This window comes from Pseudarthrobacter sp. RHLT3-21 (genome assembly GCF_059383495.1).
In genome coordinates this window covers 267,298-293,679 of the sequence record NZ_JBWZCI010000004.1, presented here as the reverse complement: position 1 = coordinate 293,679, position 26,382 = coordinate 267,298, and the positions used below count along the sequence as shown (strand labels likewise).

The following is a 26,382-nucleotide window of genomic DNA, read 5'->3' as shown; positions in this document are numbered from 1 at the left end:
TAAGTGACCCTTCTATAGTTGTCAAACACAGCTGGGGTTCGGGTTTGGCGCGTTGAGGGTTCGGTAGATCCGTCGGGCGAGATAGCGTTTCACGCATCGGCGGATTTCCCTTTTGGTTCGTCCTTCGGCTTGTCGTTTCTCGACGTATTCGATGGTCGGGGAGTCGAATGTCATCCTGCTGTTGGCGATCAGGTGCAGGGCTTTGTTCAGGGTTCTGTCGCCGCCGCGGTTGAGTCTGTGTCGGACGGTGTTGCCGGAGGAGGCGGGGATCGGGTTTACCCCGGCGAGGGAGGCGAAGGCGGCCTCGGAGCGTACCCGTCCGTGGTGGGACCATGCGGTAAGGCAGATGGCGGCTGTGACGGGACCGAAGCCGGTTTCCTGCAGCAGTGGTGCGGCTTCGCTGATTTCGACCAGTTCGGTGATCTGGGCGTTGTTGGTTTTGATGTCCGTGTCGAGCTCGCTGGTGTGTTTGGCCAGCCGGACTGCTTCGGCGCGGGCAACGGAGAGGGCCAGCGGTTCTTCGCGGGAACGCCAGCGGGAGACTTCGGCGATCTGGGTTCCGGTCAAGGATTTACGGGCGTCCAGTCCAAGGTCGTTCACTCGCAGCAGCGCGGTCAACGCGTTCACGGCCCGGGTGCGGTCGGTGGTCATGGACTCACGCGCGCAGACCAGGATCCGCAGGGCTGCGCGGACCCCTTCGTTGAGCCGTGGCCGGCGCAGCTGCTGCTCCTCCAGGGGCAGGACGGCGGCGGCGATCCGGTGCGCGTCCAAGGTATCGGACTTGCCAACCCCGTGATGGGCCCGGGCATCCATGCGCGCGGCTTCGGCGACCTGGTAACCGGCGGCGCCGACGGCACCGGCCAGCAGCGCCCCGTAGGAGGCAGCGCCCTCGATCACCCACAGGGTAGCCAGGTCGGCGCCGGTGCGGCGCGCTACCCAGGCGATGGCCCGGTTGATGCCGGTGCCGGTGGTGGGGAAATCCCGGGTCTCGAGCAGTGCGCCGGTTGCGGTGGCGATGATGGCGTAGACATGGTTTTTGGCGTGAGTGTCGACGCCCACGACAAATGGGTGGGAATGAGCAACGATAGACATAGCGGTTCTGGCACCTTCCTCTTTCGCGGATACGGTCAGGCCGCGAGCACGGCCGGTACCAGTCCGGGTAGAGGTCACTTCGGAACAACACTGTGACGAGCCACGCCCCAGTCATTTGGGGGGCGGGCAACCTTCTAATCAAGTTACCGAGGTGGGCCGGGTAGGTACCGGCCGTCCACCCCACGGACGGACAAGTCATTTGAAGGACACCCGACGGGGCCAATCGTTTTGTGAGTCACGACCACGGGGCGGAACGGCCAGTACCTACTCTGCCAGCCAGTCCCAGACCAGCCACCCCAATCCTCACAGTCGTTTTGACCGCTCAAAACGACACTTACTGCTACCCACTTGGGCCAGCGGACGACGACGGCGGGCCACCTTTGCCAGGTGACCCGCCGCCGTCGCGCTTTAGAGGCTGTTAGTCGTTGATCAGATCGTGGACCACGATGGTCTGGTCGCGGTCCGGGCCGACGCCGATCGCGGAGAACCGCGTGCCGGAGAGCTTCTCGAGGGCAAGCACGTAGTTGCGGGCGTTCTCGGGGAGATCCTCCAGCGTGCGGGCACCGGTGATGTCCTCGGTCCAGCCTTCGAAGTACTCAAAGATGGGCACCGCGTGGTGGAACTCGGTCTGCGTCATGGGCATTTCGTCGTGCCGGACACCGTCAACGTCGTAGGCAACGCAGACCGGGATCTGCTCGATGCCGGTGAGGACGTCCAGTTTGGTGACGAAGTAGTCCGTGAAACCGTTCACGCGGGAAGCGTGGCGGGCCAGGACGGCGTCGTACCAGCCGCAACGGCGCGGACGGCCGGTGTTTACGCCGAACTCGCCACCGGTCTTCTGCAGGTACATGCCCATTTCGTCGAACAGTTCGGTGGGGAACGGTCCGGCGCCAACACGGGTGGTGTAGGCCTTGATGATGCCGATGGAGCGGGAGATCCGGGTGGGTCCGATACCTGACCCAACGGACGCGCCGCCAGCCGTGGGGTTGGAGGAGGTCACGAACGGGTAGGTGCCGTGGTCCACGTCCAGGAACGTGGCCTGACCGCCTTCCATCAGCACAACCTTGCCCTCATCCAGGGCGTTGTTGAGGACCAGCGTGCTGTCGATGACCAGCGGGCGCAGGCGCTCGGCGAAGGCCAGGAAGTAGTCCACGATCTCGTCCACCACGATGTCGCGGCGGTTGTAGACCTTGACCAGGAGTTCGTTCTTCTGGCGCAGGGAGCCTTCCACCTTCTGGCGGAGGATGGACTCGTCAAAGACGTCCTGGACGCGGATGCCCAGGCGGGCCACCTTGTCCATGTAAGCGGGGCCGATGCCGCGGCCTGTGGTGCCGATGGCGCGGCTGCCGAGGAAACGCTCCGTGACCTTGTCCAGGACCTGGTGGTAGGGCGCCACGAGATGCGCGTTGGCGGAGATGCGCAGCTTGGACGTGTCCGCGCCACGGGCCTGCAGTCCTTCGATCTCCTGGAACAGGGCCTCAAGGTTCACCACACAGCCATTGCCGATGATCGGAATCGCGTTGGGGCTCAAAATGCCGGCCGGAAGGAGCTTGAGCTCATACTTCTCACCGCCTACGACGACGGTGTGCCCGGCATTGTTGCCGCCGTTGGGCTTTACGACGTAGTCAACGCGGCCGCCCAGAAGATCGGTGGCCTTGCCTTTTCCTTCGTCGCCCCACTGGGCTCCTACGATCACGATTGCTGGCATGGGATCCTCCCCCATTCGTTCGGGCCGCACAGGTCCGTCCACCGAGATGGCAGGCCTGCGTAGCGCCGTTCATGAGAATGCCCCGAAGGCCATAGCCTGGCCGGACCGCTACGGCGGCCAACCACGCAAGAGTCCGGGGCTCTTACCACCCAAGTTTAGCCGATGCGGGGGTTTCCTCCACCCGTTCGGCCTGCGGAGCCTGCCGCGCCATCAAGGATCGCCCGCGGGTTTTCCCCTCCAGCTACGCCGCCCGCTGTATGCCTTTCATCACGGAATGTCACCGGACGGGGTCCGCATTTCGCAGGGCTTGCTAAACTGATAGAGATCGACCAGGAATCGGTCCACACCACATTTCAAACCACGCCGGACGGGCGCGCCCATCACGCGCCCATTTTCCGGATTGGCAGCATCGCCGAGCCCCGCAGGAGACATTGCACTATATGACAGCCCTGGCCCCCGAATCCCTCCGTGAACAGCTCCTGAGCCGCCGCTACGAGCCCAACGTTGCAGCTGTCAACGAGCTGTGCGATTCCCTGCAGAGCGTCAAGCCCCACACCGAAGTCCCCTACGTTGACCCCATGCACGACGTGGACGAGTGCCGCATCATCAGCCTCTACTCCAACATCGGCGAAGCCGACCCGTCCGGCTTCATCACCGCTGGCGACGAAGACGCCGCCACCCGCATGCTCGGCATCCAGTGGAAGCTGGGCCTGCGCCCCGAGTTCGTGATGCCCTGGAACGTGCACCCGTGGCACACGCCCGGTGAGGTCAACGGCAAGTTCACGCCGGACCAGATTTCCGCCGGCCTCAAGCCGCTGCTCAAGTTCCTCGCCGTGGTTCCCCGTGCCTCGGTGATCGTGGCCCACGGCACCGAAGCCAACCGCCTGGCCAACCTGCTGCTGAAGACCGAAGTTCCGCTGCTCTGGCGCCGCGGGCTGAAGACCTACAAGGTCCGGTCCCTCAGCGGCCGCGCCTTCGCCGGGACGCCCGCGCGGCAGGAACAGTACCTCGAGGAAATGCGCGTCGTCTACACCGACGCCATGGCCCGCACGGGGCTCGCGAAGGTCTAACCGCCGGGTTTCGACAAGCTCAACCACCGGCTGAAGTACGACGGCGGGCGGTCAACTTTTCTTCTGAAAGGTGACCGCCCGCCGTCGTTCTTCTACTACTTAGCCTCGATGGCTGCCTTGGCTGCCGGGTCCGAGTCGTTGAGGAACTTCTCGATCCGTTCCGGTTCCTCGGCTTCACCGATGGCAGCTGACGCGCGGCCCAGCGAGTAGAGCGCACGCAGGAAGCCGCGGTTGGGTTCGTGCTCCCACGGGATGGGACCCACGCCGCGCCAACCGTTGCGGCGCAGCGAGTCGAGCCCGCGGTGGTAGCCCACGCGCGAGTAGGCGTAGGAATCGATGGTGCGGCCCTCGGACCACGCCTCCTCCGCCAGGACAGCCCACAACAGCGATGATGTGGGGTGCTTTTCCACCAGGTCCAGGGCTTCGGCGCCGGCGTCCAGCTGCTGGTAAACGTCGGTCTCGGCAGGCAGGAGCGTCGGCTCCGGACCCATGAGGTTCTTGCGGAACTCGTCCGACATGGCTAGAACGTCTTGCCGAGGGAGCCGAGCTGGCGGGCGGCCTCGACGATGCGGGCAGCCATGCCGGCCTCGGCGGAGGCACCCCAGACGCGGGGATCGTACGTCTTCTTGTTGCCCACTTCGCCGTCGATCTTCAGGACGCCGTCGTAGTTGGCGAGCATGTGCCCGGCCACCGGACGGGTGAAGGCGTACTGCGTGTCGGTGTCGACGTTCATCTTGATCACGCCGTAGGAGACGGCGTCAGCGATTTCCTGGTCCGAGGAGCCCGAACCGCCGTGGAACACGAGGTCGAACGGGTTCTCCTTGCCGATCTTGGCGCCTACCTCGGCCTGGATCTGCTTGAGCAGCTCCGGGCGCAGCTTGACGCCGCCGGGCTTGTACACGCCGTGGACGTTGCCGAAGGTCAATGCCGTCAGGTAGCGGCCGTTTTCGCCGGTGCCTAGGGCCTCGATGGTGGCCAGGGCGTCTTCGGTGGTGGTGTAGAGCTTCTCGTTGATTTCGTTCTCAACGCCGTCTTCCTCGCCGCCGACGGTGCCGATTTCAACTTCGAGGATCATCTTGGCTGCGGCGGAACGCTCCAGCAGTTCCCGGGCGATGCGCAGGTTGTCTTCAAGGGTCTCGTGCGAGCCGTCCCACATGTGCGAGTTGAAGATGGGGTTTCGGCCTGCTTTGACCTCTGCCTCGGAAGCGGCCAGCAGCGGCAGGACGAAGCTGTCCAGCTTGTCCTTGGGGCAGTGGTCGGTGTGGAGCGCGATGTTGACGTTGTAGTTCTTGGCCACTTCGCGGGCAAAGGCGGCGAAGCCGAGCGAACCGGCCACCATGTCCTTGACGGACGCGCCGGACCAGTACGCTGCGCCACCGGTGGAAACCTGGATGATGCCATCGGACTCAGCCTCGGCGAAACCGCGGATGGCTGCGTTCAGAGTCTGTGACGACGTCACGTTGACCGCCGGGAATGCAAAGCCTCCGGCCTTGGCGCGGTCGATCATCTCGGAGTAGATCTCTGGGGTTGCAATGGGCATGGTGACTCCTATGCTGAGTTTTCGTCTGTGGGTTGTGACCCTGGAGAGTAGACCTCTTACGGCTAGCCACCATCCTAGCCATTTCTGTGCAGGGGCAGTGTTTCGGGTCACGCAGGCCGGTAACAGTTACGCTCACACGCCGCACCGAGGTGGCACTTCGCAGCAATGCCGGCGCCCGGGACTGCCGCGATCTGTCATCTCGGGCGCCAGCCTCGGCTTTCCAGTGCGGCCCGGACTTTGCGCACGACGGCGGGACGCTCCCCTGCGAGGTCGTCTTTGGACACACGCACCTCAAGCCAGCCGTACTCACGTGTCACGGATTCCCGCCGGATGTCCCGCCGGTACTGCTCGGTGCCGCCATGGCCGGCCCCGTCGTACTGGATCGAGATCCGCCACTCCAGGTAGGCCGCATCCGGCCACAGCACCGGGGCGCCGTCCACTCCCCACAGCACGTGGTTCAGTTCCGGCTCGGGCAGGCCGGCCCGGACCAAGGCCAGACGCATCTCGGTTTCGGGCCGTGAGTCGGCACCGACGCGGATCAGCTCCAACGCTGCCCTGGCCAGCCTGGCTCCCCTGATTCCGGGATGCTTCGCAACCATGGCGCGCAACTCCTCCACCGTGCACAGCGGTTCACGTGGCGCGGGGAACTCAGGGCCGTGGGAGCACACCAAAGAGTCTCCCGCGATGACAAGTTCATCCACACCGGCGATGGATCCCAGGTCCAGCCATGTCCTGGCAGGCGAGGTGAGCCGGACGCCGTCGTACTCCACGAGCTCTCCGGGAAGGAAGGTCAACAGGTGCCCCACCACATTGACCCGGCGCGGCATGCTGAACCCGGGCCGACGGGACAAGTGGACCCGCCAGTCATCCTCAAGCCTTCACCCAAGGGCGGCGCGCTAGACACGGGCGGCCGACACGTGGGTCAGGGCAGAGTGTCATCCAGTTCCGTTTAGGCCCGCAACGCCGCAGCACCCTTGGACGCTGATCCCGGGTGGACACGGATGCCCCGGGAAACTGTGGCCAGGTCTTTGGCCGCCGTGCGCGTCCTGCTGATGCCGGCTTTGTCGGACATACGAAGCGAGAATGAACCGGCGGTCAGGTGTTCGGGAAGCGGAGCCCTATGCATCCCCGAATTCTTCCCGATCCGGACGTGTCGTGGAGGTTTATCCACAGGCGGGCGTCCCGCCAGGCAACGAGATGGCAGTTCACGGCAGTGCCGGAGTCCGGAACTGCCGTGAACTGCCATCTCGGCGGGGTTAGAAGAGGCGCGGGGTCAGAAGTGGCGGGGTTCAGACGGGCTGGCTAAAGACGTGCCGGCGGATCCAGGCGTGCATGGCGATCGCGGCCGCGGAGGCGGCGTTGATGGAGCGGGTGGAACCGAACTGCTCGATCGACAGGGTTGCCAAGGCGGCCTCGTGGACCTCCGGCGTCAGCCCGGGCCCTTCCTGGCCGAAGACCAGGACACAATCGCGCGGCAGCTCATATGTCTCCAGGGGCACGGAGTCCGGGAAGATGTCGATCCCGATGATCGCGAGCCCCTCCCCCTGCGCCCACACCACAAAGTCCTCCACGGTGGGGTGGTGGCGGACGTGCTGGTAGCGGTCGGTGACCATCGCCCCGCGCCTGTTCCACCGGCGTCGTCCGATGATGTGGACTTCCTTGGCAAGGAACGCGTTGGCGGTGCGCACCACGGTACCGATGTTGAGGTCGTGCTGCCAGTTTTCGATGGCGATGTGGAAGTTGTGCCGCTTGGAATCGAGGTCCGCCACGATCGCGTCATGCTTCCAGTAGCGGTACTGGTCCACCACGTTGCGGCGGTCGCCGTCGGCGAGCAATTCCGGATCCCAGTGGTCCCCCGCGGGCAGCTCGCCGGCCCAGGGCCCGACGCCGACCTCCGCCTTTGGCTCCAACGTCTCCTCCGGCGCAGGCTCCTCCGCGGGCACTGGATGAGGTTCGGCTGGGTTCCCGGGCGTTTGTTTCACCCCTCAACACTAGACTGGACCACTGGAGCATTCATCACCGGCGGAGGTAAAAGTGGCAGAAGCAGACCAGGTACAGGGTTCACCGGCGGTTTACCGCAGCGGCCAGGAGATCGAATGCTGGCTGACGGACATGGACGGCGTACTCGTACACGAAAACCATGCCGTCCCAGGGGCCGCCGAACTGATCCAGCGCTGGGTGGACACGTCCAAGCGGTTCCTGGTGCTGACGAACAACTCGATCTTCACGCCCCGCGACCTGGCCGCCCGGCTGCGTGCCTCGGGGCTTGAGATCCCCGAGGAAAACATCTGGACGTCCGCGCTGGCCACCGCCCACTTCCTGAAGGACCAGGTGCGGGGTTCCGGCTCCGGGAACCGCGCCTACACCATCGGCGAGGCAGGGCTGACGACGGCGCTGCACGAGGCAGGCTTCATCCTCACCGACCAGGACCCGGACTATGTGGTGCTCGGCGAAACCCGTACGTACTCCTTTGAGGCCATCACCATGGCCATCCGCCTGATCCTGGCCGGGGCCCGCTTCATTGCCACCAACCCGGACGCCACCGGCCCGTCCAAGGACGGTCCCATGCCCGCGACGGGCGCCATCGCCGCGCTCATCACGAAGGCCACCGGCCGGGAACCGTACATCGTGGGCAAGCCGAATCCCATGATGTTCCGGTCCGCCATGAACCAGATCGAGGCGCACTCCGAAACCACAGCCATGATCGGGGACCGGATGGACACCGACATCATCGCCGGAATGGAGGCAGGCCTGCACACGGTCTTGGTCCTCAGCGGCATCACCCAGCGCGAGGACATTGCCGCCTACCCGTTCCGGCCCAACCAGGTGCTGAACTCCGTGGCTGACCTGAAGAACCAGATCTAAAANACCCGACGGGGCCAATCGTTTTGTGAGTCACGACCACGGGGCGGAACGGCCAGTACCTACTCTGCCAGCCAGTCCCAGACCAGCCACCCCAATCCTCACAGTCGTTTTGAGCGCTCATAACGACACTTACTGCTACCTAGTTGGGCCACCACGCAGGAACGGACCTACGCGCGCAGCCACTCCGCGCAGGTGTTCAGGTTCTGGTTGACGCTGGCCACCGCGGACTCGGCGTCGTGCGCTTCGATCGCGTCCACCAGGGCGCCGTGGCCCTCGTATGTGAGGCCGTCCAGCCGGCCCTTGCGCTGCTGCTTGAGCAGGTCCTGGTGGAACACGTCACCGAAACTGACGTAGAGCTCGTGCAACAGCGGGTTCCCGGAGGCCTGGGCAACGCGCGCGTGGAAATCCCAGTCGGAGCGTGCCCACCCCTCGAAGTCTGCGGCGTTCCAGGCGACTGCCCGGGCCGCGAGCACGGCACGCAGGGCGGCGACGTCGTCGGGCGTTGCATTCCGGGCGGCGAGGCGCGCCGCCTGCGTATCCAGGCCGAGCCTGACCTCGAGGATGTGTTCGTCCGTGTGGTCCTGGTACATACGCCGGGCGGCGCCGGACATCTCGCTGGTGGCGCGGACGTAGGTGCCGTCGCCGCGGCGGACCTCCAGCATCCCGCTGTGGGCCAGCGCCTTGATGGCTTCGCGTAACGTGCCGCGCGAGACGCCCAGGCCCTGCATCAGTTCCGGTTCAGAGGGGATGCGCTGGTCCAGGGGCCATTCGCCGGAGTGGATCATCTGCCGGAGTTTGGCGGTGACTTCGTCGGCGAGGGGCTGGCGGTGTGAGGTGCTCAGGGTCATGGCGTCCTACTTCTTCAGGCCGGACAAGGGGGCGCGTGAGATGAGGTGGGCCACCACCACTTGGACCAGGGCGAGGCCCAGCAGCAGTGCGAGCGGCAGCGTCCAGCCGCCAGTACCGCTGAATAGCAGGCCGGCGCCGAAGGGCCCGGCTGTGGCCAGCAGGTAGCCGGTGGACTGCGCCAGGGTGGACAGGGCAGTGGTCTCGGCGGTGCTCGTCCCGCTCCGGCTGATCATCACCATCACCAGCGGGAAAATGCCCAGGCCGAAGCCGAGCAGGACGGTGGGAATGACGGCCAGTCCCACCGGCAGGAACATCAGTGATGCCAGCCCGGCCACCATAGTGATGCTGACCAGATACAGCGCCGGCCGGAGCATCCGGGGCCGCGAGCCGATTGCGAGCAGCACCATGCCGGCCGGTACGGAGACCAGCTGCATCAGCCCGTACATCAGGCCGCTGTCGGCCGAGCTGATGCCCATGCTGATCAACATCGACGGGAACCAGCTGATGAGCGAGTAGGCGAGCAGCGCCTGGAGAGCGAAGATGGCCGTGAGCAGCTGGCCCTTCCGGGCGCGGAGCAGTGGCCACGGGGAGATGCGGACAGCCGTGTTCCGGACGCTGTTACGGTGCGCATGCAAAACGACCGGCAGGAAGCCCAGGAAAGCGGCCACGGCCAGGAATCCGATCGTGCCGACCGCGGCGGACGGTGAGCCGAGCGCCAACGCCAGCGGGACGACGGCGACTGCGGTGACGGTGGCGCCGGTGGTCATGGTGACGGTGTAGAGCGCCGTCATGGCTGAGGTGCGGTGGGCAAAATGCTCGCGGATGAACGACGGCATGGCCACATTGCAGACCGCCAGGCCGGACATCCCCACCACGGTGCCCGCCACCAGCATGCCGGTTGCCGGGATCCCTCGGAGCAGCAGCCCGCCGGCCAGGAATCCGAGCGCCAGCAGGATTGCCTTCTCAACGCCCAGCCGTCCGGTCAGCCACGAGGTCGCGGCCCCCGCCACCGCAAAACAGAGCGTGGGGATAGACGGGATGATCGCCGCCACCAGCGGCCCGTAGCCAAGGACTTGCTGAAAATCATGGAGGAGGGCAGAAGCGCCCGCGATCCCCGCACGCAGGTTCAGCCCGATCAGGACCAGCGCAATGACCCCGAATACGATGGCGGAGCGCGGCTCGGGCGGCGCGTCGGACAGCGTCGGGGCATCGGAAGGGGCAACAGTCATGTCTTAACGTTAGACGTTAGACGTTTGATGTCTAGGGTTCTGTGGTGAACCTCTCCCGGCTATTAATGTTGCGGGCATAGACTCGGGCCACAAGAGTTCAGCCCCGGGCTCGTAAGAACTCGTCCAGCTGGATCTGGCGCCCATCAATGTGGAAGGACGGCCGGTCATGGTTTCGCAGGCAGTTGAGGTCGAAAAGAAGTACGACGTCGGTCAGGACGCGGAGGTGCCATCGCTCGCGGAGATCCCCGGCGTGGCCCGAGTGGGGGAGCCCCACGTGGACACGCTGGAAGCGGTGTACTTCGACACGGAAAGTCACACGCTCGCCTCCCGCGATATCACCCTTCGCCGCCGCACCGGTGGAGTCGACGCCGGCTGGCACCTCAAGCTGACCGCGGAGGGCCCCCGGTCCGGTGGCGAGACGGTCAGACTTGGGGCCCCTGGCGGCGGCTCCGGCGCCGACACCGTGACCGGCTCGGAACCCCAGCGGCGCCGCGAGCTGCACGCCCCGCTGGGTCAGCCCGGCGTCGTTCCTGACAGCCTGTTGGCGCATGTGCTGGTGTACCTCCGAGGCGAGGATGCCGCCCCGGTGGTTCGGCTGGAAACCCGGCGCACCACCTATCCGTTGTACGGCGAGGACGGTGTGCACCTCGCGGACCTGGCCGATGACCGCGTGAGCGCAGAGCTGCTTGGCGCTGCGGGCGGCGCCGCAGACGTCACTGCCGACCGCGCGGGCGACGGCGCTGCGGGCGGTGCGGCTGCGCCCGACGGGGAGGCCCGGACGCAGCAGTGGCGCGAATGGGAGCTGGAGCTGGTGCACGGGAGTCCTGACCTGTTCCCGGCCGCGGCGGAAATCCTGGCCGCCGCCGGGGCGCGCCCGGCCAGGCACGGCTCCAAGCTGGCTAAAGTCCTGGCGCTGCCAGCCAGGGAGCCCGGTGCCGCTGCCGGCCCAAAAAGTCCCGGCAAGAAGGGACCGGTGTCGGACCTCCTGACCGCGTACTTGGCTGCGCAGATCAGCGAAATCCTGGCACATGATCCCGGCGTCCGCCTGGAGGAACCCGAGGCTGTGCACGATCTGCGGTCGGCCGCCCGGCGGGCCCGTTCCGCGCTCGCAGCGTACCGCCGGCTCTACAGTCCCGTGGCCGGGCGGCGTCTTAGGGACGAACTGAAGTGGCTCTGCAGCGTGCTGGGATCGCCGCGCGACGCCGAAGTGATGCTGGCTCGCCTGCTCGGGCACGCGGCCGAACTTCACCCGGGGCTGGCCTCGGCGGTGAAGGGCCGGCTGGACGATGAACTCGGTATGACACTGAACACCGCATACCGGAAACTCCAGAAGGCGCTGCTTTCCGAACGGTACTTCCGGCTCCTGGATGACCTGGAAGCCTTCCGTGACCACCCGCCGGTCCGGCCCGAGGGTGCCGCCCCGGCACGCAAGGCGGCGGGCAAACTGGTGGCCAAGGCCGCCAAACGCCTGCAGCGCGCAGCCCGGGCGGCCAAACGCTCACGGCGGGGAGCGGAGCACGAGACAGCCCTCCACGAGGTGCGCAAGGACGCCAAACGGCTGCGGCACGTGGCGGAGTCCGCGGGGCCAGTGCACGGCAAGCGCGCTGCGAAGATCGCCAAGGCCGCGCACCGCCAGCAGCAGGTCCTCGGCAATTTCCACGACAGCGTGGTGGCCCGGGACCTGCTGGCCAAGTTGGCGGCGGCGCCGGACCTGCCCGAGGCCGTCGCATCGGCCTACGTCACGCTCCATACCCGGCAGGTGCAGCTCGCGGCCGATGCCGAAGCCGAGTACCGCCAGGAGCGGACGAAGTCCCGCAAGGTCCTCCGGGGGAAGGTCATTTAGGACAGCGGGCCGGAACCAAGTATGTCGGCGAGGGCCAGGGGGACCGGCGGGAGTCCGTAGCCGGCGGATATCGCCGCCTTGTACCCCTTCGGCGCCGGAACCGCGGCGGCCAACAGCCCATGGACCTGGGGAATGTCCGGGCAGGCAGCCTGGAGCAGGCTGTCGCCGGCCGGCGCGAGGTGCACCGCGGCAGGAGTCACGGCCAGGCCCAGCCCGGCGGCCTTAGGCACCGCCTCCTTGGCCGTCCAGAGTTGCAGCCGGGGGTCCACGTCACGGTGCTGGAGCCCGCCACGCTCGAGTGGTGATGCAACGTAGTCGTCGAACGCCTTAAACAGGCTGTCCGGAACCAGCTCAACATCGGCGCCCACCGGCGTCCCGGCGGGAGCGGCTGCCGCCATCACCACGCCGTGGCTGCGGGACAGGCTGAGGCTGACGCCGTCCACCCCGGGTTTTCTGTGCTCCGGGCTGCCGCAGCCGGAGCAGAGCCGGGTAACGGCCAAGCCGGCGGCGGCGACCGGTGGCAGGCCCAGCCGGTATGCGGCCAGCAGCCTGAAAAGAGCATGGGAAGCCGCGTAGTCAAGGCGGTCACCGGCCCGGGTGAAGCGGCCGGCGGCACTGACTTCGGCGGCGGAGAGATAGGCGGACAGCCCGCCCTCGGCAGGGCAGTCCGCCTCAAGGTCGCCTGAGCGGACGCAGAGGTACACGACGCCGGACCGGGCGCCGCTGCCAGCGCCGGACCGTGCGCCGACACCGGGGACTGTGCCGCCGTCGTCGGCCGTCACCGTTTGCTGATGCGCCGGTATTGGGCGATAGCCAGCGGGGCGAAGACGGCAATGATGCCCACACTGCACAGCACTGAGTACAGCACGGCATTTTCGGCGGGCCAGCCGCTCGGCACACCGAAGCCGGCCGGGGCCGGATTGCCAAAGAGTTCGCGGGCGGCGGTTGCCACCGCGGTGACGGGGTTCCATTCGGCGATGGTGCGCAGCAGGCCGGGGAGCGAGTTCACGGACACAAAGGCGCCGGAAACGAACGTGACCGGGAAAAGCCAGACCAGGCCCAGGCTCTGCGCCACTTCAACGCTCCGGGCGGTCAGGGCAATCACGGCCCCGATCCAGGAGACGGCGAAGGCAAACAGCAGTAGCAGAGCCAGCGCGGCCAGGGCCGGGGCCGGTCCGGTGGTGATCCGCCAGCCGATCGCGAGGCCGCAGATCAGTGTCACCAGTACCGACAGCACGCTTGTGAACAGGTCTGAGGAGGTGCGGCCCAGGATGACGGCCACACGGGACATCGGCAGGGACCGGAACCGGTCGATCAGCCCGAGCTGCAGGTCCTTGGCCAGGTACACGGCCGTGAAGGAGGCGTTGAACGTCAGGGTCTGCGCCAGGATGCCGCCGATCAGGTAGCTGCGGTACTGGTCCCCGCCCAGCGTGCCGCCGAAGACGAACCCCAGCAGCAGCACAAACATAACCGGCTGCACGATGCCTGTGACCAGCGCGCCGGGTGTGCGAAGAACACTGAGGAGGTTGCGGCGGGCAATGACTGAACTGTCCCGGGCGGCTGCGGTGATGGCGCTCATGCGGGCACCCCTTCCTTCTGGGCGGTTGCTTCGTCCCCGGCGGCCGCGTAATTCCCGGCGGCGGGCGCGTGGCCGGTGAGCTGCAGGAACACATCGTCCAAGGTGGGGCGGCGCAAGGAGGCCTCCTCAACCGGCAGCGCGCGGGCGTCAAGTTCGGAGAGGACCCGGACCAGAAGGCGGTGGCCACCGGCGGCGGCCACGGAGACACGCAGGTTCTGCGGATCCAGTTCCGGGCGGCAATCCGGCCCGGCTGCCCGTTCCAGCACGGCGGCAGCGGCGGTGAGGTCCGCGGCGTTGCGCATGACGACGTCGATCCGTTCCGAACCGGCGTTTTGCTTCAGTTCCGTGGCGGTCCCCTCGGCAATGACGCGGCCGTGGTTGATGACGGCGATGTGGTCTGCCAGCCGGTCCGCTTCCTCAAGGTACTGGGTGGTCAGCAGCACGGTGGTGCCGTCCGCCACGAGGCGGGACACCACGTCCCAGGTGTCCAGCCGGCCGCGCGGGTCCAGCCCGGTGGTGGGCTCGTCCAGGACCACCACCTTGGGCCGGGCCACGATGGCCCCTGCAAGGTCAAGCCGCCGGCGCATGCCGCCGGAAAAGGTTCCGGAACGTTTGCCGGCGACGTCGGTCAGCCGGAAGTTTTCCAGCAGTTCGTTGGCCCGGGCCGAGGCGTTGCGCCTGTTCATGCCATAGAGCCTGCCCACCATGTGCAGGTTTTCGAAGGCGGTGAGTTTCTCGTCCACGGCGGCGTACTGGCCGGACAGGCCCAGGTTCCGGCGCACCAGGTCCGGGTCAGCCAGCACTGAGTGGCCGGCCACCCGCGCGTCGCCGCCGTCCGGGGACAGCAGCGTGGTGAGCACTTTGACGGTGGTGGTTTTTCCGGATCCGTTGGGTCCCAGCAGGCCCAGAACGGTCCCCTCCCGGGCGTGCAGGGAGAGGCCGTCCAGGGCTTTGAAGCTGCCGAAACTCTTGGTGACGTTCTCGACCCGGATCAATGCGCGGCGGCGAGCTCGGCGACCTTGCGCGGAGCCATGTCCGTCCAGGTGCGGGACACGTAGTCGAGGCAGGCCTCGCGGTTGTCCGGGCCGAACATGGTGACCCAGCCCTGCGGAACGGCGGCGAAGGCCGGCCACAGCGAGTGCTGCTGATAGTCGTTGACGAGGACGGAGAACGTTGCGGACTTGTCATCGAATGGATTCGTCATGGTGACTTTCCTGTCTGTTCTGGCGGGTGGATAGGCTCCCCTTCTGTAACAGGAGCATCACTGGTTATTCGGCTCCGCTGCCCAGCCGGATGGCCAACGCGGGCATTATTGTGCTGAGAGACCGGTCACTTAAGAGCTCTGAATGGCGGGTGTCCACGGCGATATCAGTGATGGTTCCGGTGATGTAAGGGGCCCAGGCCGCGCTCCCTGGCGTGCCTTCCGGCACTTCGTCGGTGGCCTGGAAGAACAGCAGGTCGCCAGTGAACACCTGGGGCTGGTCCTGGCGGATCAGCTTTGCCAGCGCTGGGAAGTTGCCCGCCATGGCCTGGACCGAATCCAGCGGAACGTTGCCCAGCGGATTGTGGTTTTCCCGCAGGATTTCCTGGGTGCGTGCGGCGTCCAGGGCCTGCAGGTCCTCGCCTGCAAGATCGTAGCCCTGGGCGTCGAGATAGCTTGCCCAAAGCGCCGGTCCCGTTCCGACGTCGGCATTGTCATCCTGGCCGGGAAATGCATCCAGGATGGCCAGGAACGCCACCTCCTCGCCGAGCTCCTGCAGCCTGGTGGCAAGCCGGTGGACCAGGGACCCGCCGAACGAGTAGCCCATCAGGTGATAGGGCCCCTCGGGCTGCACGGTGCGGATCTGCGCAATGTAGTCATCGGCCAGTCCGGTCAGCGTTGCCGCCTGGACCGGATGGGTCCGGCCCGGCTCCATCCCGGGCATCTGCAGGCCGATCAGGGGGCGTTCCGGGTCCAGCCGGCCCAGCATCGAGGCATAGCCCCAGCTGATGCCGGACGCCGGGTGCACCGCGAACAGGGGTTGCTTGGTTCCCGTGGTGCGCAGCGGGAGCAGCTGCCTGAGGCTGTCCGCGGCGCTCTCGCCAGCCCCCTTCGATGCCTCCAGGAGCAGCCCTTCCACCGTGGGGGCCCGGAACAGCGACTGGACCTGCAGGTCCGTTCCCAGCGCGGCGTTGACCCTGGCAATCAGCGGCTGCGCCAGGAACGAATGGCCACCCAGTTCGAAGAATGATTCGTCCACTCCGGCGCGGTCCAGGGACAGCACGTCGGCGAAGATGCCGGCCACGGTCACTTCACGCGGGGTCCGTGGACTCCGCCCGGCGTTGCGGGTTGCGGTGCCGGGGTCCGGGAGCGCCGCTGTGTCCACCTTCCCGTGCGGGGTCAGCGGCACGTCAGGGATGACCACGACGGCGGCGGGCACCATATAGTCCGGCAGCAGGCCCCGCACGTGGTGGCGGACGACGTCGGACAGGGCACCGCTGGCGGGTTCCGCACCGGCCGCCGGCACAACGTAGGCGATCAGGCGAAGGTCGTCGTCGTTTCCGACAGCACGGACCACCGCCTCGCCGACGCCGGGCGCGCTGCGGAGTGCATTCTCCACTTCGCCGGGCTCCACCCGGAAGCCGCGGATCTTCAGCTGGTCATCGTTGCGGCCGGCAAACACGAGCCGGCCGTCGGCGTGCCGGTAGGCCACATCGCCGGTGCGGTACATCCGTTCGCCGCTGCCCGCGAAGGGGTCCGCCACAAACCGCTCGGCGGTCAGCCCGGGCATGCCGCGGTAACCCCGGGCCAGCTGGCGGCCAGCGATGTACAGCTCACCGGCCGCGCCGGGCAGGGCGTGCTGCAGCCTCGCGTCGAGGACATAAAGCCGTGTTCCCGCGGTTGGCCTGCCCAGGACAGGTGTCTCCGTGTCACCCACCCGCGCCACCACGGTGTCCACGGTGGCTTCGGTGGGTCCATACAGGTTCCACGCCTGGACGCCCGGGTGCGCCGCGACGGTTTCCCAGAGCCCGGCGTCGAACGCTTCGCCGCCGAGGGCCAGGCTGAAGGCATCCGCGCCGCCGGCGTGTCCGTCCAGGAGGCCGGTGAATGCCGGCTCGGTGAGGAGCTGGCGCAGGTAGCCGGGGGTGGTTTCCCAGGCGTTGATGCGGTGCCGGGCGAAGTAGGCGGCAAGCTGCCGGGAGTCCCGGCGGGTGTGGTCGGCGATCAGGTGCAGCTCGTGGCCCGCCACCATCCAGAGGATCGGGTCCCAGGACGCGTCGAAGCCGACGCCCGTGGTGTGTGCCACGCGCCGGCGGCTGATACCTGACAGAAGCGTCTCCCGATGTGAGGCGAGCAGCGCCGCCAAGGCGCCGTGGCTGACTTCCACGCCCTTGGGCCGGCCGGTGGAGCCCGACGTAAAGATCACGTAGGCCAGGGCCCGGGGGCCGGGGCTGTGGACGGGGACCTCGTGCACGTTTACTTCGGCTGCGAGGCCGGCGCCGGCGGATTCGGCGGCCAGGTCTTCGAGGAGGAGGACGCGGGGCCGGACAGCGAGGCCGTCAAGGATCAGCGGCACCCTGCCGGCCAGTGCCGCGGTGGTCAGGATTGCCTGCGGTGCGGCATCCTCAAGGATGGCCGCGGCGCGCTCGTCCGGGTACTCGGTGTCGATGGGGTTGTAGACGGCCCCCGCGGACAGGACACCCAGCAGGCTTTGCACCGTTCCCGACGAGCGCGGCAGCAGCACAGAGACAACGTTGCCGTGGCTGACTCCCGCCGCGGTCAGCCCGGCAGCGATCCGGGACGCCGAAGCTGCCAGGCCGGCGAAACTCAAGGTCCCGCCGTCGGACGCTTCCTCGGTTCCGTCCGTTCCTGTGGCGACCAGGGCCGTGGAATCGGGCGTTGCCCTGACCGTCGCGGCGAAGGCTGCCAGGATTCCGGTTTCCTCGTTCCACGCGGCGGCCCCAACGCCGGAGTCCGAGCGGGCCCCGGCGGTGGCGGCCATCAGGCTGGCCGCTTCCGCTTCCCCGACCATCGGCAGGGCGGACACAGGGGTGTCGGGGGACACGGACGCGAGGTCCAGCAGCCGGCCGAAGTCTTCGGTGAGCCGTTGGGCGGTGTCCGTGCTGAACATGGCGGCGTTGTAGTCAACGGTCGCGGCCAGGCCGCCGCCGTCCTCGGGCCGGAAGGTGAAGGACAGATCAAACTTGGCTTCCCCTGACGCGGTCTCCGGCTCCGGAGTCACGGTGACGCCCGGCAGCTGCGGGACGGCAGGCGCCTCGTTGTCCACCGTGAGCATGGTCTGGAACAGGGGGTGCCGGCCCAGTTCCCGCTCCGGGTTCACGGCTTCGACGAGCCGTTCGAAGGGCACGTCGTCGTGGTCGAAGGCATCAAGGATGCCCTCCCTCGATCGGCCGAGCATGGTCCGGAGGCTGGGATCCCCGGCGGCACTGACCCGCAGCGGCAGGGTGTTCACGAAGAACCCCACAAGCTCGGCCAGGGCAGGATCCGTCCTGCCGGCGGTGGGGGAGCCAATCACCAGATCGTCGCCTGCACCGGTGCGGTGCAGGAAGGAAGCCAGCCCGGCGTGGAGCGCCATAAAGAGGGACGCGTTCGACGCCGAGGCCAGGGTGTTGAGGGCGGTGACGCTGCCGGGACTGATCCGGAACCTTAGCTGCGCACCGGGTTGGCGCGATTCGCGGGGGCGGCGGTGGTCCGCGGGCAGCGTGAGTTCGGCCGGGATCCCGGCCAGCGTGTGCTGCCAGTGTTCCAGCCCGGACGTAAGGGCTTTCCCGTCGAGCTGCTGCCGCTGCTGCTGCTGCTGCCGCTGCCAGATGCTGAAGTCCGCGTACTGCAGGGGAAGCGGGGCAGGTCCGGCCGCCGGACCCGTGCCAACCGCCGGACCAGTGCCGAGGGCGGCCTCGTAGGCGGCGGTGAGGTCACGCGCCAGCGGGGCCATGGAGGCTCCGTCGCTGGCGATGTGGTGCATCACCAGGTGCAGGACCCACTGGGACGGACCGCCGTCGGCCGCGGCGCGGATCAGCCGGGCACGCAGCGGCAGGTCGGTGCGGACATCGAAGCCGCGTTCGGCGTCCTCCCGCAGGAGCTGCCGGACGTGGTGGTCCGAGGCCGCGGTGCTGACGGCAAGGTGCGTGCCGGCGGCGCTCGTTTCCAGGTCCAGGATCAGCTGCTCGGGAACGCCGTTGGTCTCCGGGTAGATGGTCCGGAGGACTTCGTGCCGCTGGAACAAGGACTCGACGGCGGAGGCCAGGGCCGGCTCGTTGAGCTCGCCGGACAGGCGGACCGCCAGGGAGATGTTGTAGTCCGCTGAGCCCGGATCCAGCTGGTTCAGGAACCACATCCGGGACTGGGCGTAGGACAGTTCCAGGCGGTCGGGGCGGATGGCGCCCGGGCCGGCCAGCCACTCCGGGAGTGGAGTGGGCAGGTCCTGGGCTTCACGGGTGCTCGTCGTTTCGACAGATGCCGCGGCTGCCGCGGATGCGGCGGATCCGGCGGACCCTGTGGATCCCGTGGACGCTTTGGACCCGGCGGTACATACGGGCCCGCGCACGGCATCCAGCAGCCCGGCCGGGGTGGGCTGGTCAAAGAGGGTGCGCAGCGGCAGCTCGGTGCCGAACTCGTCCCTGATCCGGCCCATCATGGAGATGGCCAGCAGCGAGTGGCCGCCCAGGACAAAGAAGTCGTCCGCCATGAAGACGTTCTCCACCCCCAGGATTTCGCCGAAGATCCCGCACATGGTGCGTTCGTCAGCGGTGGCCGGAGCGGTGCCCAGGGCGCTGCCGGCGGCCATCGGGGCGGGCAGGGCCTTGCGGTCCAGCTTGCCGTGCGGCGTCAGCGGCATTACGGGGATGGGCATCAGGACGGCCGGGACCATGTAGTCCGGCAACCTGTCCGCAGCCAGGAGGCGGAGGTCCTCGGGCGTGATGCTTCCTGTGTAGTAGGCCACCACCCGGTGGGCCGGTTCGCCGTCGGGAAGGGCAACGGCCCGCTCAACGCCGGGGTGCGCGGAAAGCACCGCTTCAATCTCGCCGAGTTCGAGCCGGAACCCGCGGACTTTGACCTGCTCGTCCGTGCGGGACAGGAACTCCAGCGAGCCGTTGCGGGCGCGCCGGACCAGGTCTCCGGTGCGGTACATCCGGCCGCCGTCGGCCGCGAAAGGATTGGCCACAAAACGGGATGCTGTTTCGGCCGGCCGAAGATCGTAGCCGCGTGCCATGCCCGGTCCGGCCAGGTACAGCTCACCGGGGATGCCGGCCGGAACCAGGGCCAGGTACTGGTCCAGCACAAAAGTATCCGTGTTGGCGATGCCGCGGCCGATGCTCGGTGCGTCCCCGCTGATTTTGGCCGTGAGGGAGTCCACGGTGAACTCAGTGGGGCCGTAGAAGTTGTAGGCCTCCACCTGCGGCGTGGACGCCAGCAGGGTCCACAGCTCGGCCGGGACCGCTTCGCCGCCGAGGGCCAGCAGCAGCGGCTGGTCCCGCCCGGCATCCAGCAGGCCGCTCTGCAGCAGCTGGCCGGCGTAGGACGGGGTTGTCTCCAGAACGTCGATGGCGTGGTCGCGGCAGTAGCCGCTCAGTGCTTCCGCATCGCCGCGGACCTCATCCGCCACCATGTGGAGTTCAGCCCCGGCCACCAGCCAGAGCATCGGATCCCACGCGGCGTCGAAGCCCAGGCCGGCGATGTGCGCCACGGACACCGGGGAAGTGCCCGCATCCCGGAAGTGCGGGGCATACAGGGTGCGGTGGTGATGGAAGTAGAGGTTGGCGAGGGCACTGTGCTCCACGGCCACGCCCTTGGGGCGACCGGTGGAACCCGACGTGTAGAGCACGTAGGCCAGGTCCGCGGCTGCCGGGAGCCGCTGTTCCAGCGCCGCGTCCGGGACGTCCGTGCCGGCATCGTGCAGCATCTGCATGCTGAAGGTCCGGGGACCGCCGGAACCATAAGCTTCCGGTCCTGCCGCGTCCGGTCCAGCGGCGCCGGCTTCCGCCGTGTCAGCTCCTGCGGCGGCAGGTGCGGCGATCACGACAGCCGGGGCTCCGTCGTCGAGGATCATTCCGATCCGTTCCGCCGGATAGCTCAGGTCCACCGGAATGTACACGGCACCGGCGGCCAGGACGGCCAGGGATGCAACAACCACGTCGGCCGTGCGGGGCAGCAAAACGGCAACGCGGTCGCCGGGTTTAACGCCCGAGGCCACGAGGCCCTTCGCGGCGGATGCCACCCGGCCGTGGAGCTCGCCGAAGCTGATGCCATGGTCCGGCCCGGACGCGTCGATGAGCGCCGACGCCCGGGGAGTCCGAGCGGCGGTGGCAAGGAATGCATCAACCACGGTGCCGGACTCTTCGGCGTCCGGTCCTGGGGTTTTGGGGGTGCCGGTGCGGAGGCTCTGCTCCAACGCGAGATTCTGCTTTTCGTGCGATTGGATCCGGAGGCGGTCCAGCGTGATGCCGGGATCAGCGGCGAACTGCTCGACGACGGCAACGTAGCCTTCCACCAGCTGCTCGGCCGTGGCGCGGGTAAACAGTGCCGGGTTGTAGGCCAGGGATCCGCGGATGCCGGATGCGGCGCCTTCCCCGGCACGGTTGCCTTCTGCGGCGGCTTCGGCGGCTTCGGCGGCAGCTTCAGCAAGGTCCAGGAGCAGGTCGAACTTGGCCCCGCCGGGCTCCTGGCTGAGGTCCGCCGTGGCATCCAGCCCGTCCATGGCGAGTCCGGCCGCGGCGGTGTTCTGCAAGGTGAGCATGACCTGGAAGAGCGGGTGGCGGTGCTGGGAACGGGCCGGGTTGAGCTCCTCAACCACGCGTTCAAAGGGCGCATCCTGGTTGGCGTAGGCGTGCAGGTTGGTGTACCGGACGCTCTCCACCAGCTCGGCGGCCGTGGGGTTGCCGGAGGTGTTTGTGCGCAGCACCAGGGTGTTGACGAAGAAGCCCACCAGTTCGTTCAGCTGGGTGTCCGTCCGGCCGGCCACGGGCGTGCCCAGCGGGATGTCGTCACCGGCGCCGGACTTGGTCAGCAGGGCCGCGAGCGCGGCCTGCAGGACCATAAAGAGGCTGGCGTTGTGCTGCCGGGCCAGGGCGTTGAGCCGGGCGCTGGTTTCCGGCCCGATGGCCAGGGGAACGGACGACGCCGGCCCTGTTGCGCCGTGCGCGCCCCGGCTGTAGTCGAACGGGAGCCGGAGTTCCTCGGGGGCGCCGCGCAGTTCGCGCGTCCAGAAGTCCAGCTGCCGGGAGATGGCACTCTCCGGGTCGTCCTCGCTGCCCAGTTCGGCGCGCTGCCAGAGGGTGTAGTCGGCGTATTGGACCGGCAGGGGAGCCGGCGGCACGTCCTGACCGGAGGCCAGGCCGTTGTAGGCCTCCGAGAGGTCCCGGGCGAGGGGGGCAAGGGACCAGCCGTCAGCGGCAATATGGTGCAGGGTAATCGCCAGCACGTGATGGTCCGGGGCCAGCTGGAACAGGACAGCGCGGAGCGGAAGCTCGCGGCTGAGGTCAAATCCCCGGTTGGTTTCGGCCTCGAGGGCGCCGGCCAGGCCATCCGCGGAGCACTGCACAGCCAGCATTCCCGGCGGGCGCTCGCCGCCGGGCAGGATCTGCTGGACGGGTTCGCCGTCCACCAGCGGGAAAATGGTCCGCAGGGTCTCATGGCGGCCTGCCACGCGGCCGATGGCTGCCTCCAGCGCAGCAACGTCCAGGGACCCCTTGAGGTCCAGTACCACCGGGATGTTGTAAGCGCCCGATTCGGGGTCGAACCGGTTCAGGAACCACAGCCGCCGCTGGGCGAAGGACAGCGGCACCACGGCCGGGCGTTCCGCCGGTACGAGGGGATGGGCATTTCCGGCGCCAAGCTCGAGCGACTCGGCGAGGCCGGCCACAGTGGGCTTTTCAAACACGGTGCCGAGCGCCGGCGCCACTCCTGTCCTGTCCCGGAGGAGCGCCACGAGCCGGGTGGCCAGCAGCGAGTGGCCGCCGAGGTCAAAGAAGTCATCGTCCAGCCCCACGGCCTGGAGCCCCAGGACTTCCTTGAAGGCGTCGGACACGATCCATTCACGCCGGTTCCGTGGTTCGGTATCGGCGGATTCCTGGGCCGGCGCGGGCAGCGCGCGGGTGTCCAGTTTGCCGTTCGGTGTCAGCGGGATGGCCGGGATCTGCTGGATCGCCGCAGGAACCATGTAGCCCGGCAGTTGCCGGCGCGCCAGCTTCCGGAGTTCCACCGGGTCCAGTGCGGATCCGGTTTCGTCTGTGCTTCCTCCGCCGGCACTTCCCGCAACGGCGGCCGCGGTGACGTAGCCCAGCAGCTGGTCGTAGCCCGCGCGGTTTTTGCTCACCGCAACGGCCGCGTGTTCCACACCGTCCAGGCCACGAAGGACCTCCTCGATTTCGGCCAGCTCGATGCGGAAGCCGCGGATCTTGACCTGCGCATCCATGCGCCCCCGGAACTCAAGGGTGCCGTCGGGAAGGCGGCGGACGACGTCGCCCGTCCGGTACATGCGTGAGCCGTCCAGCGCGAACGGGTCGGCCACAAAACGTTCCGCGCTGAGGCCGGGCTGGTCGAGGTAGCCGCGGGCCAGGTTGATCCCGGCGACGTACAGTTCGCCGACGGCGCTGACGGGCACGGGGTTCAGGCCGGAGTCCAGGATGTAGTGGCGGCTGTTGCTGACCGAGCCGCCCAGGGTTGGTTCGGTGCCGGGCTCCATCACGGCCGTGAGGGAATCCACGGTGGTCTCGGTGGGGCCGTAGAAGTTGTAGGCCACCACCCCGTCCTTCTCCGCAAGGGCGCTCCAAAGCGTGGCATCCACGGCCTCGCCGCCAAGGGCCACCACTGACGGGTGCGTGTCCTGGTCGAACAGGCCGCCGGCCAGCAGCACCTTGGCGAAGGACGGCGTGGTCTCGATCGAGTCGATGCCGGTGCTAGCGAGGTAGCTGCTGAGCGCTTCGGGATCGCGGCGGGTCTGGTTGTCCACAAGATGGAGTTCGTGCCCGGCGATGAGCCACAGGATGGGGTCCCACGAGGCGTCGAAGGACAGCCCGGCGGTGTGCGCCACCCGCAGTTTCCGGCCCAGTCGGGCTTCCGCCGGCAGGAAGATGCTGTCCCGGTGGGAGGTGTAGAGGTTCAGCAGGGCGAGGTGTTCGACGCCGACGCCCTTGGGCCGCCCGGTGGAACCGGACGTGAAGATCACGTAGGCGAGGTCCTGCTGGCCGGCGGTGGGCACCGTCGCGGAGGCGTCCTTGCCGTCCAGGCAGGCGGCCATCAGGGCCGAGTCCAGGACGGTGACGGGCACGTCGGTGGTGAGTTCCTCGTGGCTGGCGCCCTCCCCGGTGAACGCGGAGGTGGTCAGCAGGCGGACCGGGGCGGCGTCGTCGAGCATGCCCTCAACCCGGCCGGCCGGGTAGTCCGGGTCCAGCGGAAGGTACGCGGCACCGGACTTCAGGATCGCCAGGATGGCGACCGGCAGCAGGACACCGCGGTCCAGCCGGACAGCAACGGTGCTTCCCGGGCCCGCGCCGAGGCCGCGGAGGAACCTGGCGAGCTGGTTCGAACGCGCCTCCAGTTCACCGAAGCTGAGCTCGCCGTCGGGAGCAACCACGGCGGTCCGTGCGCCGTCCTTCGCGGCGTTGAGCTGGAACTCCTCCACGATGGTGTGCCGCGGAAGGGTCAGGTCAGCCGCTTCCCCGGCAGCGAGCAGCGAGCGTTCCTCTGACCCGGTGGTGACTGCCAGATCGGCCAGGCGGGCGTCCGGCCGCGTGGCCACGTGCTCCAGGAGCCGGATGAACCGGTCCAGGTGGTCCTCGAGCCGGTGGGTGCTGTAGAGGGCGGCGTTCCCTTCGAATTGGACGGTCGCCGGACCCGCTCCGGTGGCCTGCCCGGCGCCGGGCGCCTGCCCGCCGTCGTCTGTTCGGTTGCCGGTGCCCGCGCTGGCGCCCAGCCCGTGGATAACGATCGAAAGGTCATCGATGGGTCCGGTGGAGAGGATGTTCATGGTGCCCCGGGCCGCGCCGAAGCTGATGTCGTCAAGGACAGGCAGGATATTCACCGACGGGCCAAGGTAGCCGCCCTGGGAGCCCAGGTCTTCATAGCGGAAGCGCTGGTGGACGAGGGCGCCGCGCAACGTTGCGCCGACCGCCTCGATGGTTCCGCGCACCGTCGCCCCGGGATCCACGCCCAGCCTGACGGGCACGATGTTGGACAGCATGGACGGCGTGGATTTGGCCAGTTTGCCGCGCCGCGCGGTCACCGGCAGGGCCACGGAGACGTCGCGTTCGCCGGTGATCCGGTGCAGGTAGAGGGCAGCCGCGGTGAGGACCAACGCGGGTGCACTGCCGGCGGCAGATGCCAGGGCGGCAGCAGCTGATCCGGGCAACGCCCGGCTGGCGCGCACCAGGGAGGTGGCGGCGGCGTCGGGCCGGCCGGCCAACCCGGCCGCAGGCGCGGCATCCGCCAGTTGCGCATCCCAATATGTGCGGTCTGCCGCGGCAGCGGAAGACTCCGGGTAGCTGCCTTCGACGGCGAGGAGTTCATTCAGCCGCCGGAAGCGGGGCCCACCGTCAGTGCTGCCGGTTTCGGGACCGGCCAGCTGTGCGTTGTCCAGCTGTGCGTTGTCCGGCAGCGAGTTGTAGAGCCCGGCCACACGCTTGAGGACCAGCACGGCCGAGTAGCCGTCCAGCATCAGGTGGTGCACGCGCTGGTAGAAGAAATGGCGTTCCGCGGAGATCCGGATCAGCTCGGTGTGCAGAAGCTCGTCCGTGGCGGCGTTGCGGGGAAGACCCAGATCGGAGTCCATCAGCGACCTGGCCTCGGCCTCCGGGTCCTTGGCCTTGCCCAGATCGGTGATGTCCAGGGCCGCTGCTTTGCGCTGGGGGTACTGGAACGGCCCGCCGTCATCCTCGGCGAAGGCCATGTTGAGGGCGTCGGTTTCGGATACCGCCTGGTGCAGCGCGTCGGCCAGCACCTCCACGTCCAGGGGCCCGACGATCTCGATGAACTGGCCGATCTGGAACATCGGGTTCTCCGGTGCCAGCTTCTGGGCGTACCAGATGCCGCGCTGGGCCGGGGTCAGGTCCAGCCTTGCCGCGGCGTCATGGGCGGGGAAGTTCAAGGAGTTCGGGGACATGTTCCTTCTCGGGTATCTGCTGCAGGGAAAGGGATCCGGGCACGCCAAAGGGACCCGCACTGCGGGGCCGGGCAGGGGAAGACTCCCACGGACCGGCCATCACGGCCGGCCTGCGGGAAATCAGGACAGGATTGTCAGCTGACGATTACTGGAACTGGCCGAACTGGAACGGGCCGGTATCGCCCATGTCCACCAGGGGGCCATCTACGACGGGGCCGTTCACCACGCCGCCATTGAGGAAGCCGCCGTCAACCAGCGGTCCGACAGTGAAATCGTTCCCGGCGGCCGGCTGGGTGGCCGAAGTGGCGGTGTCCGGAATCCCGCCGGCCTGGGCCGGCATTGACGTCACGGCGAAGGCAGAGAATGCCAGTGCTGATCCTGCGGCGATCCGGGTTGCGGTCTTGAAGGTCTTATTCACGTTCATCTCCAGTTAGGTAGCCAAATAGTTTCCACGCACCACGAAGGTGTCATAGGAGTATTCGGACCCGTTGGCAGTCCGGATGGGC

Annotated in this window: 18 protein-coding genes; 3 read left to right on the top strand and 15 right to left on the bottom strand. The window is 67.9% G+C overall.

From position 1 onward, the window contains the following. Window positions 1–21: 21 nt before the first annotated feature. The gene (locus tag AC50YA_RS07120; protein WP_494981601.1) at window positions 22–1,092 is read right to left on the bottom strand and encodes an IS110 family RNA-guided transposase; all 1,071 of its coding nucleotides are present in this window, start codon (window positions 1,090–1,092) and stop codon (window positions 22–24) included. Window positions 1,093–1,510: 418 nt separating this feature from the next. Continuing rightward, complete coding sequence (locus tag AC50YA_RS07115) at window positions 1,511–2,800, bottom strand: adenylosuccinate synthase (RefSeq protein WP_058932815.1); 1,290 nt, start codon at window positions 2,798–2,800, stop codon at window positions 1,511–1,513. A 440-nt stretch (window positions 2,801–3,240) separates the two neighbouring features. Between AC50YA_RS07115 and AC50YA_RS07110 the strand changes: the two genes are divergently transcribed. After that, on the top strand, window positions 3,241–3,870 hold the full coding sequence (locus AC50YA_RS07110; protein WP_056348638.1) for a uracil-DNA glycosylase family protein: 630 nt from the start codon (window positions 3,241–3,243) through the stop codon (window positions 3,868–3,870). Window positions 3,871–3,965: 95 nt separating this feature from the next. Here AC50YA_RS07110 and AC50YA_RS07105 read toward each other — a convergent pair whose 3' ends face one another. From AC50YA_RS07105 to AC50YA_RS07085, 5 genes are all read right to left on the bottom strand, one after another. Then, complete coding sequence (locus tag AC50YA_RS07105; protein WP_494981600.1) at window positions 3,966–4,388, bottom strand: DUF3151 domain-containing protein; 423 nt, start codon at window positions 4,386–4,388, stop codon at window positions 3,966–3,968. Between the two features lie 2 nt (window positions 4,389–4,390). Further along, on the bottom strand, window positions 4,391–5,410 hold the full coding sequence (gene fbaA / locus AC50YA_RS07100; RefSeq protein WP_494981599.1) for a class II fructose-bisphosphate aldolase: 1,020 nt from the start codon (window positions 5,408–5,410) through the stop codon (window positions 4,391–4,393). Window positions 5,411–5,604: 194 nt separating this feature from the next. Further along, window positions 5,605–6,237, bottom strand: coding sequence for a putative endonuclease domain-containing protein (locus AC50YA_RS07095; RefSeq protein ID WP_494981598.1), 633 nt, complete (start codon window positions 6,235–6,237; stop codon window positions 5,605–5,607). A gap of 122 nt (window positions 6,238–6,359) precedes the next feature. Beyond that, a complete protein-coding gene (locus tag AC50YA_RS07090) occupies window positions 6,360–6,536 on the bottom strand; it encodes a hypothetical protein (RefSeq protein WP_494981597.1) in 177 nt (58 codons plus the stop codon). Between the two features lie 163 nt (window positions 6,537–6,699). After that, window positions 6,700–7,392 (bottom strand): TrmH family RNA methyltransferase, encoded by a 693-nt coding sequence (locus AC50YA_RS07085; RefSeq protein WP_494981596.1) that lies wholly within the window; start codon window positions 7,390–7,392, stop codon window positions 6,700–6,702. Window positions 7,393–7,444: 52 nt separating this feature from the next. Between AC50YA_RS07085 and AC50YA_RS07080 the strand changes: the two genes are divergently transcribed. Continuing rightward, the gene (locus AC50YA_RS07080) at window positions 7,445–8,275 is read left to right on the top strand and encodes an HAD-IIA family hydrolase (protein WP_494981595.1); all 831 of its coding nucleotides are present in this window, start codon (window positions 7,445–7,447) and stop codon (window positions 8,273–8,275) included. A 167-nt stretch (window positions 8,276–8,442) separates the two neighbouring features. Here AC50YA_RS07080 and AC50YA_RS07075 read toward each other — a convergent pair whose 3' ends face one another. Together AC50YA_RS07075 and AC50YA_RS07070 are read right to left on the bottom strand one after the other, a co-directional pair. After that, complete coding sequence (locus tag AC50YA_RS07075; RefSeq protein ID WP_494981594.1) at window positions 8,443–9,123, bottom strand: FadR/GntR family transcriptional regulator; 681 nt, start codon at window positions 9,121–9,123, stop codon at window positions 8,443–8,445. Between the two features lie 6 nt (window positions 9,124–9,129). Further along, window positions 9,130–10,353, bottom strand: a complete 1,224-nt coding sequence (locus AC50YA_RS07070) for an MFS transporter (protein WP_494981593.1) — start codon at window positions 10,351–10,353, stop codon at window positions 9,130–9,132. 166 nt (window positions 10,354–10,519) lie between these two features. Here AC50YA_RS07070 and AC50YA_RS07065 point away from each other — a divergent pair, with 166 nt between their 5' ends. Then, on the top strand, window positions 10,520–12,196 hold the full coding sequence (locus AC50YA_RS07065; RefSeq protein ID WP_494981592.1) for a CYTH and CHAD domain-containing protein: 1,677 nt from the start codon (window positions 10,520–10,522) through the stop codon (window positions 12,194–12,196). Here AC50YA_RS07065 and AC50YA_RS07060 read toward each other — a convergent pair. The 6 genes from AC50YA_RS07060 to AC50YA_RS07035 form a co-directional block, all read right to left on the bottom strand. Beyond that, window positions 12,193–12,978: a 4'-phosphopantetheinyl transferase family protein gene (locus tag AC50YA_RS07060; RefSeq protein ID WP_494981591.1), complete on the bottom strand. Its 786-nt coding sequence runs from the start codon at window positions 12,976–12,978 to the stop codon at window positions 12,193–12,195. The two genes, AC50YA_RS07065 and AC50YA_RS07060, sit on opposite strands and share 4 nt — an antisense overlap. Beyond that, window positions 12,975–13,775, bottom strand: coding sequence for an ABC transporter permease (locus tag AC50YA_RS07055; protein ID WP_494981590.1), 801 nt, complete (start codon window positions 13,773–13,775; stop codon window positions 12,975–12,977). The genes AC50YA_RS07060 and AC50YA_RS07055 overlap by 4 nt, the downstream gene beginning before the upstream one ends. After that, window positions 13,772–14,770: an ATP-binding cassette domain-containing protein gene (locus AC50YA_RS07050; protein ID WP_494981589.1), complete on the bottom strand. Its 999-nt coding sequence runs from the start codon at window positions 14,768–14,770 to the stop codon at window positions 13,772–13,774. The genes AC50YA_RS07055 and AC50YA_RS07050 overlap by 4 nt, the downstream gene beginning before the upstream one ends. Continuing rightward, window positions 14,767–14,979: an MbtH family protein gene (locus tag AC50YA_RS07045; protein ID WP_111906740.1), complete on the bottom strand. Its 213-nt coding sequence runs from the start codon at window positions 14,977–14,979 to the stop codon at window positions 14,767–14,769. Before AC50YA_RS07045 ends, AC50YA_RS07050 begins: the two co-directional genes overlap by 4 nt. A 64-nt stretch (window positions 14,980–15,043) precedes the next feature. Then, window positions 15,044–25,876, bottom strand: a complete 10,833-nt coding sequence (locus AC50YA_RS07040) for an amino acid adenylation domain-containing protein (protein ID WP_494981588.1) — start codon at window positions 25,874–25,876, stop codon at window positions 15,044–15,046. A 145-nt stretch (window positions 25,877–26,021) separates the two neighbouring features. Continuing rightward, complete coding sequence (locus AC50YA_RS07035) at window positions 26,022–26,294, bottom strand: hypothetical protein (protein ID WP_494981587.1); 273 nt, start codon at window positions 26,292–26,294, stop codon at window positions 26,022–26,024. Between the last annotated feature and the right edge of the window lie 88 nt (window positions 26,295–26,382).

Bases quoted from the DNA above. Each gene is read 5' to 3' on its own strand.
- AC50YA_RS07120 (WP_494981601.1), bottom strand. From the start codon at position 1,092: ATGTCTATCGTTGCTCATTCCCACCCATTTGTCGTGGGCGTCGACACT.
- AC50YA_RS07115 (WP_058932815.1), bottom strand. From the start codon at position 2,800: ATGCCAGCAATCGTGATCGTAGGAGCCCAGTGGGGCGACGAAGGAAAA.
- AC50YA_RS07110 (WP_056348638.1), top strand. From the start codon at position 3,241: ATGACAGCCCTGGCCCCCGAATCCCTCCGTGAACAGCTCCTGAGCCGC.
- AC50YA_RS07105 (WP_494981600.1), bottom strand. From the start codon at position 4,388: ATGTCGGACGAGTTCCGCAAGAACCTCATGGGTCCGGAGCCGACGCTC.
- fbaA (WP_494981599.1), bottom strand. From the start codon at position 5,410: ATGCCCATTGCAACCCCAGAGATCTACTCCGAGATGATCGACCGCGCC.
- AC50YA_RS07095 (WP_494981598.1), bottom strand. From the start codon at position 6,237: ATGCCGCGCCGGGTCAATGTGGTGGGGCACCTGTTGACCTTCCTTCCC.
- AC50YA_RS07090 (WP_494981597.1), bottom strand. From the start codon at position 6,536: ATGCATAGGGCTCCGCTTCCCGAACACCTGACCGCCGGTTCATTCTCG.
- AC50YA_RS07075 (WP_494981594.1), bottom strand. From the start codon at position 9,123: ATGACCCTGAGCACCTCACACCGCCAGCCCCTCGCCGACGAAGTCACC.
- AC50YA_RS07070 (WP_494981593.1), bottom strand. From the start codon at position 10,353: ATGACTGTTGCCCCTTCCGATGCCCCGACGCTGTCCGACGCGCCGCCC.
- AC50YA_RS07065 (WP_494981592.1), top strand. From the start codon at position 10,520: ATGGTTTCGCAGGCAGTTGAGGTCGAAAAGAAGTACGACGTCGGTCAG.
- AC50YA_RS07055 (WP_494981590.1), bottom strand. From the start codon at position 13,775: ATGAGCGCCATCACCGCAGCCGCCCGGGACAGTTCAGTCATTGCCCGC.
- AC50YA_RS07045 (WP_111906740.1), bottom strand. From the start codon at position 14,979: ATGACGAATCCATTCGATGACAAGTCCGCAACGTTCTCCGTCCTCGTC.
- AC50YA_RS07040 (WP_494981588.1), bottom strand. From the start codon at position 25,876: ATGTCCCCGAACTCCTTGAACTTCCCCGCCCATGACGCCGCGGCAAGG.